Genomic DNA, 15,891 nt, shown 5'->3' on the forward strand with positions numbered 1-15,891 from the left:
TCTGCCCCACGGCGAACCTGCGGTTCACCGCTCCCCGGGATATTTCTGGCCAGAGGAAGATAGTGCCGCTACAGCGGATAGTCGGCCAGCACGTCATAGACCGGGCCATCCGGCGTCAGGGTCGAGCCACAAAGGCAGAACCGATCCACCGCGAACGGCCCCGCGCGAAACTCGGCCCAAGCGCCAAGGAACGCGGTCAGCCGGCCCATGTCCACCGGCCTTGACCTCGGGAACCGGGCCAGCGTGACATGTGGGCGAAACCGCTCGCGCGGCAGGTCGATCCCCGCCAGCCGGGCCGCGCCGCGCACCTTGTCATGCAATTGCCGCAGCGGCTCCACCTTGGCCACATCGGCCCAGACCAGCGCCGGACGCCGCCCGCCTTTCACCTCGACACCCGTGAATTCCATCTCCCAATCCGGCACGCGGATCTCGCCCAGCGCCGTGTCCAACTCTTCCAGCACCGCCCCGGGCTGATCGTCGAGAAAGGTCAGCGTCATGTGAAGGTTCTCCTCGTCCACGAGCCGCCCTTGCCGCAGCGCCTCCTGCACCGGCAAGAGCGCCTCTATCGCCGCGTCGTCCAGCGGGACACCGACAAAGGTCCGCAACTGCTACATCTGCCCCAGCCGCGCACTCAGACGCAGTGCGTGGCTGGAATCCTGCGCCACGGCGGGCATGACCGGATCGTACCCCGCCCGGATCACCGCGCCGATATCGGGCCGCAGGATCACCTGCCCCTCGCCCGCCTGCGCCAGAACCGAGCGGTCGGTGAATGCCGTGTCGGACCACAGCAGGATCGTCTGCGCCACCTGCGCCAGCGCCAGCGTGTCGGCAGGCACTTTCGACAATTGCGCATCCATCCGCAGGAAAACGAAGCTGGCCTTGATCGCGCCCGCCTCGTCAAAGCGGAAAATGCGGTACTGGTTGGCATCCGCCGCCTTCAGCCGCGCCACCAGCGGGCCAAGGTCCGGGATCATCCGGTCCATATCCGGCACCTCCAGCAACTCGCCCCACTCCCGGAAGAAAAAGAACATCAGGTTCACGCCCAATTCCGGGTCGGTCTCGGCCATCTGGTGGCCCGCCATCATCACCACGGCCTCGACCGCGCCCTTGACGACCTCCAGCGTCTTGTCGTCGGTGCCAAAGACCACCGGCACGATGGGCCGCCCCCAACGCGCAAAGAGGTAAGAGCCATCGGCACGCGTGAACAGCGCCTCGACGTCTTCGGGAGAGATCAGATCAGCCATGGCCTTTCCCTACCAAAGCGGCCAGTCCATGCAAGTCAAAGCCCCCTTCCTCTGGCGACAAATATCCTCGCCGATGGCACAAAACTCTTCTGGCGCTACCTCTCGAACAGGTCACCCGACCCCGCCGCCTTGGGCGCGGCCATCCCCAGATGCGTCCAGGCCCGCGCCGCCAGCATCCGCCCCCGCGGCGTGCGCTGGATCAGTCCCTGCTGCAACAAAAACGGCTCGATCACCTCTTCCAGCGCATCGCGGCTCTCGCTGAGCGCGGCGCTCAGCGTCTCGATGCCGACGGGCCCGCCTTGGTAGGCCTCGGCAATGAGGCGCAGGTAGCGCCGGTCGGCCCCGTCAAGGCCCAGCCCATCCACGCCCAGCCGGGTCAGCGCGCTATCGGCCAGCCCTTGCGTGATCCGCCCGTCGCCCTCGACCACAGCGAAATCCACGACACGCCTCAGCAGCCGCCCGGCCACCCGTGGCGTGCCCCGCGCCCGCCGCGCGATCTCCAGCGCGCCCTGCGCCTCTGCCGGAACGCCCAGCTTCTGCGCATTGCGCGTCACGATCTCGTTCAACTCGTCCTCTGTGTAGAACTGCAACCGCGTGGGTATCCCGAACCGGTCGCGCAAGGGCGTCGTCAGCAGCCCCAGCCGCGTCGTCGCCCCCACCAGCGTGAAGGGCTGCAACTCGATCCGTACCGTCCGCGCCGCCGGCCCCTCGCCGATCACAAGGTCCAGCTCGAAATCCTCCATCGCGGGGTAAAGCACCTCTTCCACCGCCGGGTTGAGCCGGTGAATCTCGTCGATGAACAGAACGTCATTGGCCTCCAGGTTCGTCAGGATCGCGGCCAGGTCACCCGCCTTGGCCAGAACCGGACCCGAGGTCATCCGAAACCCCACGCCCAGCTCGCGCGCCATGATCTGCGCCAGCGTCGTCTTGCCAAGGCCGGGGGGGCCGTGAAACAGCGTGTGGTCCATCGCCTCGCCCCGCTGCCGGGCCGACTGGATGAACACCTTCAGGTTCGCCCGCGCCTCCGCCTGCCCGATGAAATCCGCCAGCGCCTGCGGCCGCAAAGCGCGGTCCACATCCTCGGGCAAGGCCTCGGGGCGCAGGGTTGGGTCAGGCTCGGTCATGCGTCAATCGTCCCACGTCCACGCGGCAGGTCGCAAGACCTCTCGAGCACCGCTTGCCTCATCCCTTCGGCGCCAACAGCTTCAGCGCGGCGCGGATGAGGTCGGCGGTCGCAGCCTCGGGCGCCTCGCCCGCGGCCTGCGCCACCGCGCCCGCCGCCTCGGAGGGGCCGTAGCCAAGGTTCGTCAGCGCCGACAGCGCCTCGGCCTGTGCCGCGCCGTCCGGGGCCTTGGCGGGCGCGGGCTTGACCACCGGCGCCTCGATCACCTCGCCCTCGTCCGCGACCACCTCCGGCGCGGCGGCCTGCGCGCTCGCGCCCATCGCCATCACCTCCGGCGCCTTGTCCTTCAATTCGATCACCACGCGCTGCGCCGTCTTGGGGCCGATCCCCTTGGCCGCCTTCACCGCGTTCACGTCGCCCAAGGCAATCGCCCGGCCCACGCCCTCCGGTCCCAGCGTCCCCAGGATCGCCAGCGACGCCTTCGCCCCGATCCCCTGCACGCTCATCAGCAACCGGTGCCATTCCTTCTCGATCAGCGAGGTAAAGCCATAAAGCTGCAACAGGTCCTCACGCACCAACAGATCGGTATAAAGCGCCACATGCTCGCCCGCCCCCGGCAGCGCCGCAAGCGTCCGGTCCGAGCAATAGATGAGATAGCCCACACCCTTCACGTCAATCAGAACGTGATCGGCGGCGCGATAGTCGATGCGTCCCGCGATCCGCCCGATCATGCGCGCACCTTCTCTTTCAGCACCCGTGCAGGCCCGTGATGCGCGTGGCAGATGGCAATCGCCAGCGCGTCGGCGGCGTCCGCCCCCGCCAGCTCGACCCCCGGCAATTGCACGCGCACCATATGCGCCACCTGGTCCTTGCCGGCATGGCCCACGCCCACCACCGTCTTCTTCACCGTGTTGGGCGCGTACTCGCCCACGTCCAGCCCGAACTGCGCCGGCACCAGCAGCGCGATACCCCGCGCCTGTCCCAGCTTCAGTGTGCCCGCCCCGTCCTTGTTGACGAAGGTCTGCTCCACCGCTGCCGCCCCGGGCGCGTATTGTCCAATGATATCCGTAAGTTGTCCATGCAGCGACAGCAGCCGCGCCGCCAGCGTGCCCCCGTCCCCATGGCAAATCCCGTTCGCCACATGGCTCAGGCGGCTGCCTTCCATGTCGATCACGCCCCACCCGAGGTTGCGTAGGCCCGGATCGATCCCGATGACCCGCATCTGCACTGCCCGCCCTTGCTTGTTTTTCAACGCCCTAGCACGAAAGGGGAACAAACGCCAAGCACTTCCACGCGGAAAACCACCCTTCGGCGTCATGCGCCGCGCGCGGATCACACCGCCTCGACATCCCTCCGCACAATATATGAACATGAAAAATAAAGCATTAACATGACGTTAAGTAAAAATGACCCATGCAATGCCTGCATACTGACTATGCGGAAAATGCGTGTTGTCCGACTCTGCCGAAGCTCCTAACTCCAGCCTCAGAACAACGAATGTACCGACTGACATCAAGGACCATGACAATGGCTGCAATCGACACCACCCGCAGCGTGCACCACGGCGCCCATTTCGGCTCCATCTTCGCACGCATTCTCGCAACCGTTTCCGCCTGGAACGACGCCCGCGTCACCCGCAACGCACTCAGCCGCCTGAGCGACCGCGAGCTGGACGACATCGGCCTGTCGCGTGGCGATATCGAACGCGCGATCCGCTAATCCCGGATCTCGCCCGCCCGGCGTCCTCTCCCTGCGCCGGACAGCAAAAAGCCCTGCACGGGACCAACGTGCAGGGCTTTTCGTATGAATAACTTGTCTTGAAATGAGAGGCGTCTTTGGAGGGCTGAGAGGCCGAACGTTACAACTCGTTACTTGACGAAGGGACGCAGATACTGCGCGATGAAGCTGGACACCTGGTCCTTCTGCATCACGAAGGCGCCGGCCTGTTCGACCACGGTGCCGGATTTCAGCGCGTCGACCCGCTGGTCGTAGATCGCGCTGCCCAGATGCGCCAGGATCATCGCTTTGAACAGGAATACGCCCAGAATCAGGAACGCCAGACCGCGGACCGAAAAGCCCTGCGCGCGGCGCTTGGGGCGGAAAACGATCAGGCCGTCGCGCGTCACCTTGGCGGAATAACCGTTGGCCAGGCGGGCGCGGTTGCGGTCGATCTTTTTCAGGCGGGCATCGAAGCCCTGATAGGTGTTGGTCGCGTTGGTCATGGCAGCGTCCTAAACTCTGTTCATCCCCGTTCCCTTGATGATGAAACTAGGTTTGAAATGTGGCAAAAGTGGGGCGCCCGCCTTTAAATAACTTTTTTTCCAAGCCTTTTCAGACACTTTTACGGGTCATTATCGTTGTCCACTCACCAATCTGGTCCCGCGATACGACACTGTTTCCAGCCTCGGTATAAACCGCCGCAACCTCGTCGGCCTGTTCATTTAAAATGCCAGATAGAATCACTTGGCCCCCGGGCTTCAATGCCGCGGTGATTCCCGGCGCCAGCGCGATCAGCGGCGCTTTCAGGATATTCGCGAACACCAGATCGAACGGCGCGGCCCCGGCGATTCCCGGATGGTCCAGCCCCTCGGCCTCCAGGCAGGTCACCCGGCCCACAAGGTCATTGGCCGCCACGTTGGCCTCCGCCACCTCGACCGCGACCGCGTCGATATCGCTAGCCAGGATCGTCGCCTCGGGCCAGACCCGCGCCGCCGCCATGGCCAGCACCGCGGTGCCACATCCCAGATCCAGCACGCTGTCCTGAGGCCCTTGCTCGGCGTTCAGACGGTCCAGCGCCTTCAGACAGCCCAGCGTCGTGCCGTGATGCCCGGTGCCGAACGCCATAGACGCCTCGATCAACAGCGGCAGCGCATCCTCGGGCACCTTGTCGGCATCGTGACTGCCGTAGACAAAGAACCGCCCCGCCACCACCGGCGTCAGTTCCCGCTTCACCTTGGCGACCCAATCCGTCTCGGGCAATTCGGATACCGTGAAATCGCGTGCCCCGTGCATCGACGCCAGCAGCGCCAGCCCCGCCGCATCCGGCGCATCCTCGAAATAGCCGCCCACTTCCCACAGGCCGGACCCGTCCTCCAGCTCGAACACGCCCACGCCCGTGGGCTCGGGGGTCAGACGTTCCAGCGCCTCGCCCAGGGCTTCGGCCTCGGTTTTGCCGGGCAGCGTCGTCAAAGCGGTGAATGTGGGCATGCAGCCTCCCTTGGCGATGAAATCACTCCGCCGGGGCGGGCGCCCGGGCGGTCAGAACCGTCTCATACCCCGGTTCGGGGTGACGGGGAATAAGCATCGCAAGGATAAATGACACGCCCGCCATCGCGGCGGCCATCACGAACACCGCCACCGGCGACACCAGCCACAGATAGCCCAGCGCGGCGGGCAGAAAGACGGCCGCGATGTGGTTGATCGTGAACGCCACCGCGGCGGTGGGCGCGATGTCACCCGGATCGGCGATCTTCTGGAAATAGGTCTTCAGCGCCAGCGCCAGCGCGAAGAGCAGGTGGTCGATCACGTAAAGCGTCGCCGCCAGAACCACGCCCCAGCTGAAAAAGTAGAGCCCGCCGTAAAGCAGGAACACAATCGCCAACCCGGCATATTCGAACAGAAGCGTTGCGCGCTCCCCGAACACATGCACCGCGCGGCCCATCAATGGCGCGAACACCATGTTGGCCACAAGGTTGATCAAGTAAAGCGCCGTGACCTCGTGCACCTCAAAGCCGAATTTCTCGACCATCATGAAGCCCGCGAAGACGATGAAGATCTGCCGCCGCGCCCCCGACATGAACTGCAACGCGTAATAGAGCCAGTACCGCCGCCGCAGCACCATCTTCTTGATCTGCGGATTGGGCGCCTCGAACTGCGGAAAGGCAAAGACGCAATACAATGCGATCAGCACCGTCGCCCCGCCCGCGATCATGTAGACGGTGTTATAGCTCAGATCGAGAGTCTCCCACGTCATCACGATCAGCACGTAAGCCACCAGCGTCGTGCCCGACCCGGCGGCCAGCAGCCAGCCCAGCATTTGCGGCGCGCGCTCCTTCTTCAGCCATTGCAGCTGCAAGGACTGGTTCACTGTTTCGAAATAGTGAAACCCGATGGAACTCAGCATGGTGATCGTCAGGATTCCGCCCAAACTGGGAAACCAAGCCGTGATCGCGGTCGCCACGCCCAAGAGGATCAGCGACACCAACGCCAGCGTCTGCTCGCGCATGAAAATGATGATCGCGATCACGCCGATGGCCAGGAAGCCGGGGATTTCCCGCACCGTGTGCAGCCAGCCGATATCCGAGCCATCGAACCCTGCCGCCTCGATGACGAAATTGTTGAGCAGCGCCGACCACGTGGCAAAGGCCAGCGGCATCGCCGCGGCCATCAGGAACAAGAGCGCCACCGGCCGCCGCCAGATCGGCAACTCCCGCGCCAGTTCAAGGGGGTATGTCCTCGCCATGAACACGCTTTACGCCGATCTTTCCGCTTTGACCATTGCTTCGGCTGCAAAGCGACTGTGCAAAAATACGCGGCCTGATCTGGATCAAGGCCGACCGCCCGGCGCGATGGCATGACCCGATACGAAGGAAAGGCAAGGGTCATGGACGTTCTCGCCCTCGTGGAATGGATCGGCGAAGCCCCGGCAGCGGCGCTCCTGGGTCTGCTCACCGGCGTGATCTTCGGCGTCGCGGCACAACGCTCGCGCTTTTGCCTGCGTGCGGCGTCGGTGGAATTCGCCCGGGGCCGCATGGGCGACCGCATCGCGGTGTGGTTCCTGACCTTCTCGACCGCCGTCGTCTGGGTGCAAGGCGCGCAACTCTTGGGCCTCTTCCGCGCCTCCGACGCCCGCATGATGGCCATCCCCGGCAGCTGGTCCGGCGCGGTGATCGGCGGGCTCATCTTCGGCGCGGGCATGGTGCTGGCGCGCGGCTGTCCCGGACGCCTTCTGGTGCTCGCGGCCACCGGCAACCTGCGGGCCATCACCACCGGCCTCGTCTTCGCCGTCGCGGCACAAATGAGCCTGTCGGGAATGCTCTCGGACCTGCGAACCCAACTGGCCGCGCTCTGGACCACCCAGGGCGGTCACAACATGGCCCTGCTCAGCACGCTTGGCCTGCCGTCTTATAGTGGCCTGCTGATCGGCCTTGCCTTCGCTGTTTTGGCCCTCGTCGTGGCGCGCCGCAACCGCATCGGCGCCGCTCGCCTTGTCTTCGCCTCCGGCGTGGGCTTCGCCGTCGCGGTGGGGTGGGTGTCGACCTTCGCGCTGGCGCAGGTCAGCTTCGATCCCGTCGCTGTGACAAGTGCCACGTTCAGCGGCCCATCGGCCAACACGCTGATGTTCTTTCTGGTCTCCGACCCGGTGCTGAACTTCGATATCGGCATGGTCCCGGGCGTGTTCCTCGGCTCCTTTCTCGCGTCCTCCTTCGCCCGAGAGTTCCGTTTTCAAGGCTTCGAAGACGCGGCCAACATGCGCCGCATGATGACCGGCGCGGTGATGATGGGCTTCGGCGCGATGCTGGCAGGGGGCTGCTCCATCGGCAATGGCGTCACGGGGGCCTCGATCTTCGCCGGGACCGCCTGGCTCGCGCTCTTTTCCATGTGGATCGGCGCGATGATCACCGATTTGCTTGTGGATCAGGGCCGCGTTGGCGCAAAAACGGCCTGATCTCCACCGTCCGGTTGCCGCGCCGCCTGCTCATGTACGCCATCTCGCTCACCTCCATCCCGCCACGGTTCTCCCGGCTTGGCCCCGTCCTTGCCGCACTCCTCGCCCAGCGCCCCGCACCGGCGCGCGTCTTTCTCGCCCTGCCCGCGCAGTACAGCCGATATCCCGGGCCGGTCGCGCCACCGCCCCTACCGGACGGCGTCACCCTGTTGCACAGCAACACCGACCTCGGCCCGGCCACCAAGGCCCTGCCCGCCGCCGGCGCCCTCGCCGGAACCGACCTGCGCCTGATCTACTGCGATGACGACTGGCTCTATGCACCCGGCTGGGCCGCGCAGCTTCTGACCCGGGGCGAAGAGGCCACCACCGGCCAGGCCTGGGACATCGCCAGGCTCGGCCGCACCGGCACCGGCACCGACATCGCCCAGGGCTTTGCCGGTGTCTGCATCCGCCCCGCCTGGCTGGCCGCGCCGGATATGACCCCTCCGCCCGAAGCGCGCCCCGTCGATGACATTTGGCTCTCTGGTCAACTCGCGCGCCACGGCATACCGCTGCGCGCCCGGCCATCGGCCCGCCAGCAGATGCGCCCGGCCTATGACGACGCCCACGCCCTGCAACACACCACGGCCCGCGACACCGCCAACCGCGCCTGCGCGGCACGGCTTCACGCGCTTTACGGCATCTGGCCCGAGCCCCCCGCGCCCAGGACCGCCCGCGCCGCCCGCTCGTAGAACTCGGCATAAACCGCCGCCTGCGGGATCGCCGCCTCCAGCTTGGGCAACAGCGCGGCATAGCGCGCCTCCGACAGGTCCTGCACCGCGGCCTTCATCTCAGCCTCGCTTTCGCAGACGATCATCCCGGCGGGGTCGATGAACTCGGCGATATTGGGACACCCCCAGTAGATCGGCACGCATTTGCACAGCACCGCGTCGATCAGCTTCTCGGTGAAGTAATTCACCTCCCGCACGTTCTCGATCACCAGCGAAAAGCGATACGGCGCCAGCCCGTCGGCCTTGTGCTCGAACGGCTGATAGCCCCCGCCCATCACATCGACGTCCAGCCCCTCGGCACGGGCGTGATCCGCCATCTCGTGGCGCAGCGCATGTCCCTCCTGCGACCGCTTGGCCGAGGCGATGAGGCTGCACGCCCTGGTCTTCGTCAGGTCCAGCGCCGTCCAGTCCCCGACCCAGGTACAGCCCAACGGAAACAGCACGCCGTTCGGGATCGCCGCCAGCAGGCCGGCATTGGAGCACAGCACCTTGTGAAACCGCGCATATTGCCGCCGCAGCTTTTGCATGTGGTCGCCGTGAATGGCCTCGGGTTCCAGCACCATCACCGACACTTTCGCCCGCGTGCCCAGCCACGGCCGCCGATAGAGCAGGCTCGACGTGTAGACCACCAGGTGATCGTCCCGTCCCAGGTCGCGCAGCGTCTTGTCCGCCCCTGCCAGCCGCGCGGGGCGTCCCCTTGGCCAGACCAGCGCATCAAGGCGCACGCGCCCCGGCCGCAGGCCCGGCCGGACATCGTAAGGCATGATCGCAATGGCGTCGGAAACAGCGTTCATAGCCGCTCTGATAGGGCCAAACCAAGGGGCGTGCAATTGTCCGCATCCGCCTTCCGCCATTGACATCCCCGCTCGGGATGCCAGCATAAGGGCCACTCGGGGGGAACGGGTTCGGCCACAAGGGCATCTAATGACCAACGCGCGCGACGCATTCATCGGGGCCATGCGACAGGTGGCCGCCACGGTCACCGTCGTCACCACCGACGGCGCCGCCGGCCGCGCGGGGGCGACGGTCAGCGCGTTCACCTCGCTGTCGGCCGATCCCCCTTCGGTGCTGGTCTGCCTCAAGGCCGACAGCACCATCGCCCGCGCGGTGGCATCGAACGGCGTTTTCTGCGTCAACATCCTGCCCGAGGACGCCGATCACCTCGCGCAGCGCTTCGCCGGCCTGTTCGACGCCGACACGCCCGACCGCTTCGAAGGGGTCGAGGTTTCGGAAACCGAATATGGCCCGCTTCTGCCCCGCGCCACGGCGTTTTCCTGCGCCCTCACGGACCGCCACGTTCACGGCAGCCACGCCATCTGCATCGGCGAAGTCACCGGCATCTCGGACGCCGGGGAAAAACCGCTGACCTACATGAGTGGCACCTACCACATCGTCCGCCCCAAATCGCCGGTCTGACCTCTCGCGCCTCTTCCCTTCGCCCCGCGCGACGCCACAACCAAAACGCGATTTCCCCGCTTTTGGCACCATCTCGCTTTGCAGACGCCGCAATATGGCCCGGATTCGCGGTTAATACTTGGTCGACGACAGAGAAGAGGAACCGGGACATGGCCTATCTGGACTCCAACACCAAAGCGGGCTTGCACACCGTTGACATGACAGCCACCGCGCAGGGCCTCGTGGCCGGCGAGCGGTTCGAACGCTTCAAGGTCGAGGCGATGACCGAAATGGCCTTGCGTATCGCGGGCATCGTGATGGTCATGGGCTCGGTCACCATGTGGTTCTTCCTGCCGGTCGATCCCGAAACCGGCCGCCTGGCCGCGCACGGAATGATGGCCTCGCTCATGGCGCTGGCCGGCCTCGGCGTCTTCGTCTACGGCACCCGTGGCTTTCGCCGGCGCATGACGCTGGACATGCAGGCCGGCAAGCTGACCCTGACCAAGATCAACATGCACGACCAGGCCCGCGTCAGCCGCGTGCTCGACCTCGGCGCGATCGAAAGCATTTTCCTGCGCCGTCCGGCCCATGCCGGCGGCATGGCCACCCTGCTGGTGCGCGTCGCGGGCAAGTCGGCACCCGCCATAGCACTTTCCGGCGAAATCCACGAGATCGAGGAAGTCCACGCCGAGCTTTGCGCCGTGCTCAAGGGAACCAGCGCATGCGCCGTTCGCAAGCCCTCGCTGCGCATCTCGGACGGACCGGAACGCCCCAGGCGCATCGCCGCCTGAAACGGCAACCGGCACCGACCCGCACGACCGGCACCGCCCCATAACAGGCCGGGGCTCCTCCGGATTGCCCTGGGACGGTCTTTGCCGCATTCTGATCCCGTTAACCAATTCGGGATTTGAATGATGAAGCCTTTTTCGACGTTCCTGACGCTGGCCCTCGCCCTTTGCCTTTTCACCGCTGAAGCCGCATCCGCGCAGGACAACCCTGTTCAGGCCGCCCGCGCTGCTGGGCTTTACGGGATCACCCCCGACCTCAGCCGCCAGACCGGAAACGCACGCGCCCAAGAGGGGCAGGAGATCGCCTGGACCCGTTTCGGCATCCACTTCGAGGAATACAATAATCGCGCCTTTGTCGCCGCCCTCAAACCCGGCGGAGCCGCCGCATCGCAAGGCGCCAAGGTCGGCGATGTGTTGCGCGGCACCGATATCATGGGCGGCAGCGCGGGATTGACGGGCGTTCTGCAGGCCTTCGCCAGCGCGGCCTCCCGCGATACCCCCTCGGTCCTGCTTTACGTCTTCGATACCGACAGCGGCTGGCAGCGCGAATACCGCCTGACCGCCGCGGCGCCGGACGGAACCGTCGTCAGTATTCCGCCTGCATTGCGCGGGGCCGCCACCTCTCATGCCGGGCTGATGGCGATCCTGCGCGCCGACCCGGGTTTTGCCGATCCGGCCGATATCGCCTATGACGCGATGCTGGCGCTTCAGGCAATATCGAAACACGTCAAGGCCTGCTACGGTCCGAACGCCGTTGCGATCCCCGTCCAGATCACCACCACCACCACGACGCGCGACGGCTTCGGCATCATCAAGGATACCGAAACCGACCAGTACGGAGAGTTACTGCGCGTCCGGCCGGAATTCGCGTCCTGGGCCCGGTCCAATCTGCGCATCTACCAGACCCAGCCGATCTCGACCGTGCGCAGCGCGGTTCTGGAACTCATCTCGCAACAGGGCTGCGACGGCGAAGGCGTCCGCCAGCTTGAGGCCGGTCTGGCCAAGGTGATGAACGTCGCCCTGCCCGAGCCTGCGCCCGCGCCGCAAACTGGCGGCATCCCGGACACGGCCGATGCCTTCATCGCGCAATGCTACCCGCTGATGATCCAGCGGATGCAAAGCAAGGGCCATATGGCGTCAGAGCGGTCGACGGCGCAGATCTGCCTTTGCCAGGAACATGCCGCGCGCGCCCTCGACGACGCGGCGCTTTATGCCAGTCTCAAGAATGCCGATGACAGCTACTACATCGCGAATCCCGACCTGCACGGCCGTTTCGACCGGTCCTTCATGGAATGCTTCCGCGCCCCCGAAGGCTCCGCGCTGCGCGACAGGGTCGAGGCGCTCTGGCGCGAGATGAATATCTGAAACCGGCCCCTACCGGCCGACAAAAAAGGGCCGCCCCGAACGGGACGGCCCTCTTTTTTTCTGCGGCACCCTCTCGGCATTTGACTGCGCCAAAGGCCTACAGGGGGCGTCACTTGCGTAACCGCAAGTGACGTTTCTTACATCATGCCGCCCATGCCGCCCATGTCGGGCATGCCGCCGCCTGCACCGGCGCCAGCGCCTTCTTTCTGCGGCTTGTCGGCAACCATCGCTTCGGTCGTGATCAGCAGACCGGCGATCGAAGAGGCGTCTTCCAGCGCAGTGCGCACGACCTTCGCGGGGTCGATCACGCCGAACTTGAACATGTCGCCATATTCTTCGGTCTGCGCGTTGAAGCCGAACTTCAGGTCGTCCGATTCACGGATCTTGCCCGCAACAACCGAACCGTCGACACCGGCGTTCTCCGCGATCTGGCGCAGCGGCGATTCAAGCGCCTTGCGGACGATGGCGATGCCGTTGTTCTGGTCGCTGTTGGCACCCTCGACACCGTCCAGCGCCTTCGCACCTTGGACAAGCGCGACACCGCCGCCCACGACGATACCTTCCTGAACGGCCGCGCGGGTCGCGTTCAGCGCGTCATCGACACGGTCCTTGCGCTCTTTCACTTCGACCTCGGTCATGCCGCCCACGCGGATGACGGCAACGCCACCTGCGAGTTTCGCAACGCGCTCTTGCAGCTTCTCGCGGTCGTAGTCGCTGGTGGTTTCCTCGATCTGCGTGCGGATCTGGCTGACCCGTGCTTCGATCTCGGCTTTTTCGCCCGCACCGTCGACGATGGTGGTTTCGTCCTTGGTGATCGACACCTTCTTGGCTTGGCCAAGCATGTCCATCGTGACGTTGTCCAGCTTCATGCCCAGATCTTCGGAAATCACCTGGCCGCCGGTCAGGATCGCGATGTCCTGCAGCATGGCCTTGCGACGGTCACCAAAGCCCGGCGCCTTGACGGCGGCGATCTTCAGGCCACCGCGCAGCTTGTTGACCACGAGGGTCGCCAGCGCTTCGCCTTCGACGTCTTCGGCGATGATCAGCAGCGGTTTCTGCGACTGGATGACTTGCTCCAGCAGCGGCACCATCGGCTGCAGCGACGAGAGTTTCTTCTCGTGCAGCAGGATCATGCAGTCTTCCAGCTCGGTGGTCATCTTGTCGGCGTTGGTCACGAAGTACGGGCTCAGGTAGCCACGGTCGAACTGCATGCCCTCGACGACGTCGGTCTCGGTGACGAGGCCCTTGTTTTCCTCTACGGTGATGACACCCTCGTTGCCGACCTTCTGCATCGCGTCCGCGATCATCTGGCCGATCTCGGCTTCGCCGTTGGCCGACACGGTGCCAACTTGCGCCACTTCGGCCGAGTCGTTGACTTCACGTGCGGCGGATTTGATCGCTTCAACGACTTTGCTGGTCGCAAGGTCGATGCCGCGCTTGAGGTCCATCGGGTTCATGCCCGCGGCCACGGCCTTCATGCCTTCTTTCACGATGGCTTGGGCCAGAACGGTCGCGGTGGTGGTGCCGTCGCCGGCTTCGTCATTGGTGCGGCTGGCGACTTCTTTCACCATTTGCGCGCCCATGTTCTCGAACTTATCTTCCAGTTCGATTTCCTTGGCAACCGACACACCGTCCTTGGTGATGCGCGGCGCGCCGAAGGATTTGTCCAGAACCACGTTACGGCCTTTGGGGCCAAGGGTTACCTTGACCGCATCGGCCAGGACGTTGACGCCGCGCAGCATCTTGTTGCGGGCATCGGTATCGAATTTCACGTCTTTTGCAGACATTTAAGTCGCTCCTGATGTTTTTGGTTGATGTTCAGCTTAGGATACGATCCGTGGCGTTCAGGCGGCTTGCGCGGCCTTCGCGTCGGTCGTCACACCCAGGATGTCGCTCTCTTTCATGATCAGCAGCTCTTCGCCGTCGATCGTGATTTCCGTGCCCGACCATTTGCCGAACAGGATGCGGTCGCCGACGGAAACGGCCATCTCGATCAGCTCGCCGTTATCCTTGCGGGCGCCATCGCCAACAGCAACGACTTCACCTTCGCTGGGTTTTTCCTTGGCACTGTCGGGGATAATCAGCCCACCAGCGGTTTTTTCTTCGCTCTCAACGCGGCGTACAAGCACGCGGTCATGCAGCGGTTTGAATGCCATAGCTTTTGCTCCTTGGCTATCAAGTTTCCCTCAAGCCTCCCTGCGGAGGCCGTTATCACTCACCGTAGTCGAGTGCTAACGGCGCATAGCTAAGGAGCGATCACGAAGCTGTCAACATGAGTCTGACAAAATTTTGTGCCGCCAGGCACGGGGCGTTGTTGCACGCATCGCCTTGCCCCTCTACATCTTGTTTGAGCCACGTAAAACAAGGGGTCAGATGATGAAAACTTTCCGCATTGCTCTGCTGGCTCCCTTATGTTTCGCGCTGGGCTTCGCCCTGCCCGCCGCCGCGCAAGAAACCCAAGGCAACAACTGCGGCGGCGCCGACCTGATCGACGCGCTGGACCCCGGCACGCGCAAAAAGCTGGAGCGCGAAGCCGCGGCGATGCCCCATTCCGAGGGGATCCAGTGGCAGGCCAAGCGCGGCGACACGGTGATCGACATTTTCGGCACCTATCACTTCGAACACCGCCTGACCGACGCGCATCTTCAGCGGCTGGAGCCGATCATCACCGCTGCCGACAAGATATACCTTGAAATCTCCAACGACGACCAGATGGCGATGCAGCGGGCGATGGCCGAAAACCCGTCGCTCATGTTCATCACCGAGGGCCCCACCCTGCCCGACCTTCTGGGCGAGGAAGACTGGCAGCAGTACCGCGAAGAGATGCAGGCCCGCATGATCCCCGGCTTCATGGCCGCCAAGTTCAAGCCGCTCTGGGCCGGGATGATGCTGGGCATCGGCCCGTGCGAGGCGCAGGCCGGCGCATTCGAGGCCAAGGGCATCGACATGCTGGTCGGCGACCGCGCCGCCGAGGTGGGCAATCCCAGCCGCTCGCTCGAAGAGTTCGACGCCCTTCTGACCCTGCTCGACAGCTTCCCGATGGACGACCAGATCGAGATGATCCGCATGTCGCTCGCCTGGCCCGGCGACATGAACGATCTCTCCTACACGATCCGCGAACGCTACCTTTCCGAAGAGATCGCGATGACGCTGGTGTTCTCGCGCTACGTGTCCGAGGAATATGGCGGCGAGGCCGGGGCCGAGGGCTTCGCCATGGTCGAGGACCTGCTGCTTGAAAAACGCAACCTCGGCTGGATCGACCGGCTGGAGGCGCAGGTCGCCCCGGGCGACCACGTCCTCATCGCCGTGGGCGCCGGACACCTGCCCGGCGAGGTCGGCATCCTCAAGCTGCTGGAAGACAAGGGCTACACCGTCACACGCATGGAACAACTCTAAGCCCTACCGCCCTTCCCGCCCCGGACGTGATCCGGGACCTCGTAGGGTGGGCGAAAACCCAAGCGCCCTGCGTTAACCACCCCTTAACCATGCACCCTCCGTTCACGGGCGTTCCCGCGCCCGCCGCACCGCCGCAATACCA

The 15,891-nt window shown here is 64.9% G+C and carries 18 protein-coding genes; 7 read left to right on the top strand and 11 right to left on the bottom strand.

Annotated features, from left to right (window positions below):
- Window positions 1–68: 68 nt before the first annotated feature.
- From thpR to ruvC, 5 genes are all read right to left on the bottom strand, one after another.
- The gene (gene thpR, locus FIU86_RS14545; protein ID WP_152475741.1) at window positions 69–605 is read right to left on the bottom strand and encodes an RNA 2',3'-cyclic phosphodiesterase; all 537 of its coding nucleotides are present in this window, start codon (window positions 603–605) and stop codon (window positions 69–71) included.
- 3 nt (window positions 606–608) lie between these two features.
- Window positions 609–1,244, bottom strand: a complete 636-nt coding sequence (locus FIU86_RS14550) for a hypothetical protein (protein WP_254703853.1) — start codon at window positions 1,242–1,244, stop codon at window positions 609–611.
- Window positions 1,245–1,339: 95 nt separating this feature from the next.
- A complete protein-coding gene (ruvB, locus tag FIU86_RS14555) occupies window positions 1,340–2,368 on the bottom strand; it encodes a Holliday junction branch migration DNA helicase RuvB (RefSeq protein WP_152475742.1) in 1,029 nt (342 codons plus the stop codon).
- 58 nt (window positions 2,369–2,426) lie between these two features.
- On the bottom strand, window positions 2,427–3,098 hold the full coding sequence (ruvA, locus tag FIU86_RS14560; RefSeq protein ID WP_152475743.1) for a Holliday junction branch migration protein RuvA: 672 nt from the start codon (window positions 3,096–3,098) through the stop codon (window positions 2,427–2,429).
- Window positions 3,095–3,589, bottom strand: a complete 495-nt coding sequence (ruvC, locus tag FIU86_RS14565; RefSeq protein WP_152477175.1) for a crossover junction endodeoxyribonuclease RuvC — start codon at window positions 3,587–3,589, stop codon at window positions 3,095–3,097. Before ruvC ends, ruvA begins: the two co-directional genes overlap by 4 nt.
- A 305-nt stretch (window positions 3,590–3,894) precedes the next feature.
- Between ruvC and FIU86_RS14570 the strand changes: the two genes are divergently transcribed.
- Window positions 3,895–4,086, top strand: coding sequence for a DUF1127 domain-containing protein (locus FIU86_RS14570; protein WP_103763404.1), 192 nt, complete (start codon window positions 3,895–3,897; stop codon window positions 4,084–4,086).
- A gap of 149 nt (window positions 4,087–4,235) precedes the next feature.
- Here FIU86_RS14570 and FIU86_RS14575 read toward each other — a convergent pair whose 3' ends face one another.
- The 3 genes from FIU86_RS14575 to FIU86_RS14585 all read right to left on the bottom strand — a co-directional run bounded on the left by FIU86_RS14575 (window position 4,236) and on the right by FIU86_RS14585 (window position 6,829).
- On the bottom strand, window positions 4,236–4,589 hold the full coding sequence (locus tag FIU86_RS14575; protein WP_152475744.1) for a hypothetical protein: 354 nt from the start codon (window positions 4,587–4,589) through the stop codon (window positions 4,236–4,238).
- Window positions 4,590–4,698: 109 nt separating this feature from the next.
- Window positions 4,699–5,574: a 50S ribosomal protein L11 methyltransferase gene (locus tag FIU86_RS14580; RefSeq protein WP_152475745.1), complete on the bottom strand. Its 876-nt coding sequence runs from the start codon at window positions 5,572–5,574 to the stop codon at window positions 4,699–4,701.
- A gap of 22 nt (window positions 5,575–5,596) precedes the next feature.
- Complete coding sequence (locus FIU86_RS14585; protein ID WP_152475746.1) at window positions 5,597–6,829, bottom strand: MFS transporter; 1,233 nt, start codon at window positions 6,827–6,829, stop codon at window positions 5,597–5,599.
- 141 nt (window positions 6,830–6,970) lie between these two features.
- Between FIU86_RS14585 and FIU86_RS14590 the strand changes: the two genes are divergently transcribed.
- Window positions 6,971–8,035: a YeeE/YedE family protein gene (locus FIU86_RS14590; RefSeq protein ID WP_152477176.1), complete on the top strand. Its 1,065-nt coding sequence runs from the start codon at window positions 6,971–6,973 to the stop codon at window positions 8,033–8,035.
- A gap of 32 nt (window positions 8,036–8,067) precedes the next feature.
- Entirely contained in the window at window positions 8,068–8,766 is a 699-nt protein-coding gene (locus FIU86_RS14595; protein WP_152475747.1) for a hypothetical protein, read from the top strand.
- Here the strand turns inward: FIU86_RS14595 and FIU86_RS14600 are convergent.
- A complete protein-coding gene (locus tag FIU86_RS14600) occupies window positions 8,709–9,599 on the bottom strand; it encodes a glycosyltransferase family 10 (protein WP_152475748.1) in 891 nt (296 codons plus the stop codon). The genes FIU86_RS14595 and FIU86_RS14600 overlap by 58 nt on opposite strands.
- A 130-nt stretch (window positions 9,600–9,729) precedes the next feature.
- Between FIU86_RS14600 and FIU86_RS14605 the strand changes: the two genes are divergently transcribed.
- The 3 genes from FIU86_RS14605 (at window position 9,730) to FIU86_RS14615 (ending at window position 12,353) form a co-directional block, all read left to right on the top strand.
- Complete coding sequence (locus FIU86_RS14605; RefSeq protein WP_152475749.1) at window positions 9,730–10,221, top strand: flavin reductase family protein; 492 nt, start codon at window positions 9,730–9,732, stop codon at window positions 10,219–10,221.
- Window positions 10,222–10,370: 149 nt separating this feature from the next.
- Window positions 10,371–10,991, top strand: coding sequence for a hypothetical protein (locus tag FIU86_RS14610; RefSeq protein ID WP_152475750.1), 621 nt, complete (start codon window positions 10,371–10,373; stop codon window positions 10,989–10,991).
- 123 nt (window positions 10,992–11,114) lie between these two features.
- Complete coding sequence (locus FIU86_RS14615) at window positions 11,115–12,353, top strand: hypothetical protein (protein WP_216647181.1); 1,239 nt, start codon at window positions 11,115–11,117, stop codon at window positions 12,351–12,353.
- 137 nt (window positions 12,354–12,490) lie between these two features.
- On the opposite strand, the gene groL is transcribed toward FIU86_RS14615, so the two are convergent.
- Both groL and groES read right to left on the bottom strand, forming a co-directional pair.
- Complete coding sequence (groL, locus tag FIU86_RS14620) at window positions 12,491–14,140, bottom strand: chaperonin GroEL (RefSeq protein ID WP_152475752.1); 1,650 nt, start codon at window positions 14,138–14,140, stop codon at window positions 12,491–12,493.
- Between the two features lie 57 nt (window positions 14,141–14,197).
- Window positions 14,198–14,509 carry a co-chaperone GroES gene (gene groES, locus FIU86_RS14625; RefSeq protein ID WP_103763300.1) on the bottom strand — a complete coding sequence of 104 codons (312 nt, stop codon included), beginning with the start codon at window positions 14,507–14,509 and terminating at the stop codon, window positions 14,198–14,200.
- A 220-nt stretch (window positions 14,510–14,729) separates the two neighbouring features.
- Between groES and FIU86_RS14630 the strand changes: the two genes are divergently transcribed.
- A complete protein-coding gene (locus FIU86_RS14630) occupies window positions 14,730–15,749 on the top strand; it encodes a TraB/GumN family protein (RefSeq protein ID WP_216647182.1) in 1,020 nt (339 codons plus the stop codon).
- Window positions 15,750–15,891: the final 142 nt, after the last annotated feature.

Origin of the sequence: Roseovarius sp. THAF9 (genome assembly GCF_009363715.1) — a bacterium.
Classification (GTDB): domain Bacteria; phylum Pseudomonadota; class Alphaproteobacteria; order Rhodobacterales; family Rhodobacteraceae; genus Roseovarius.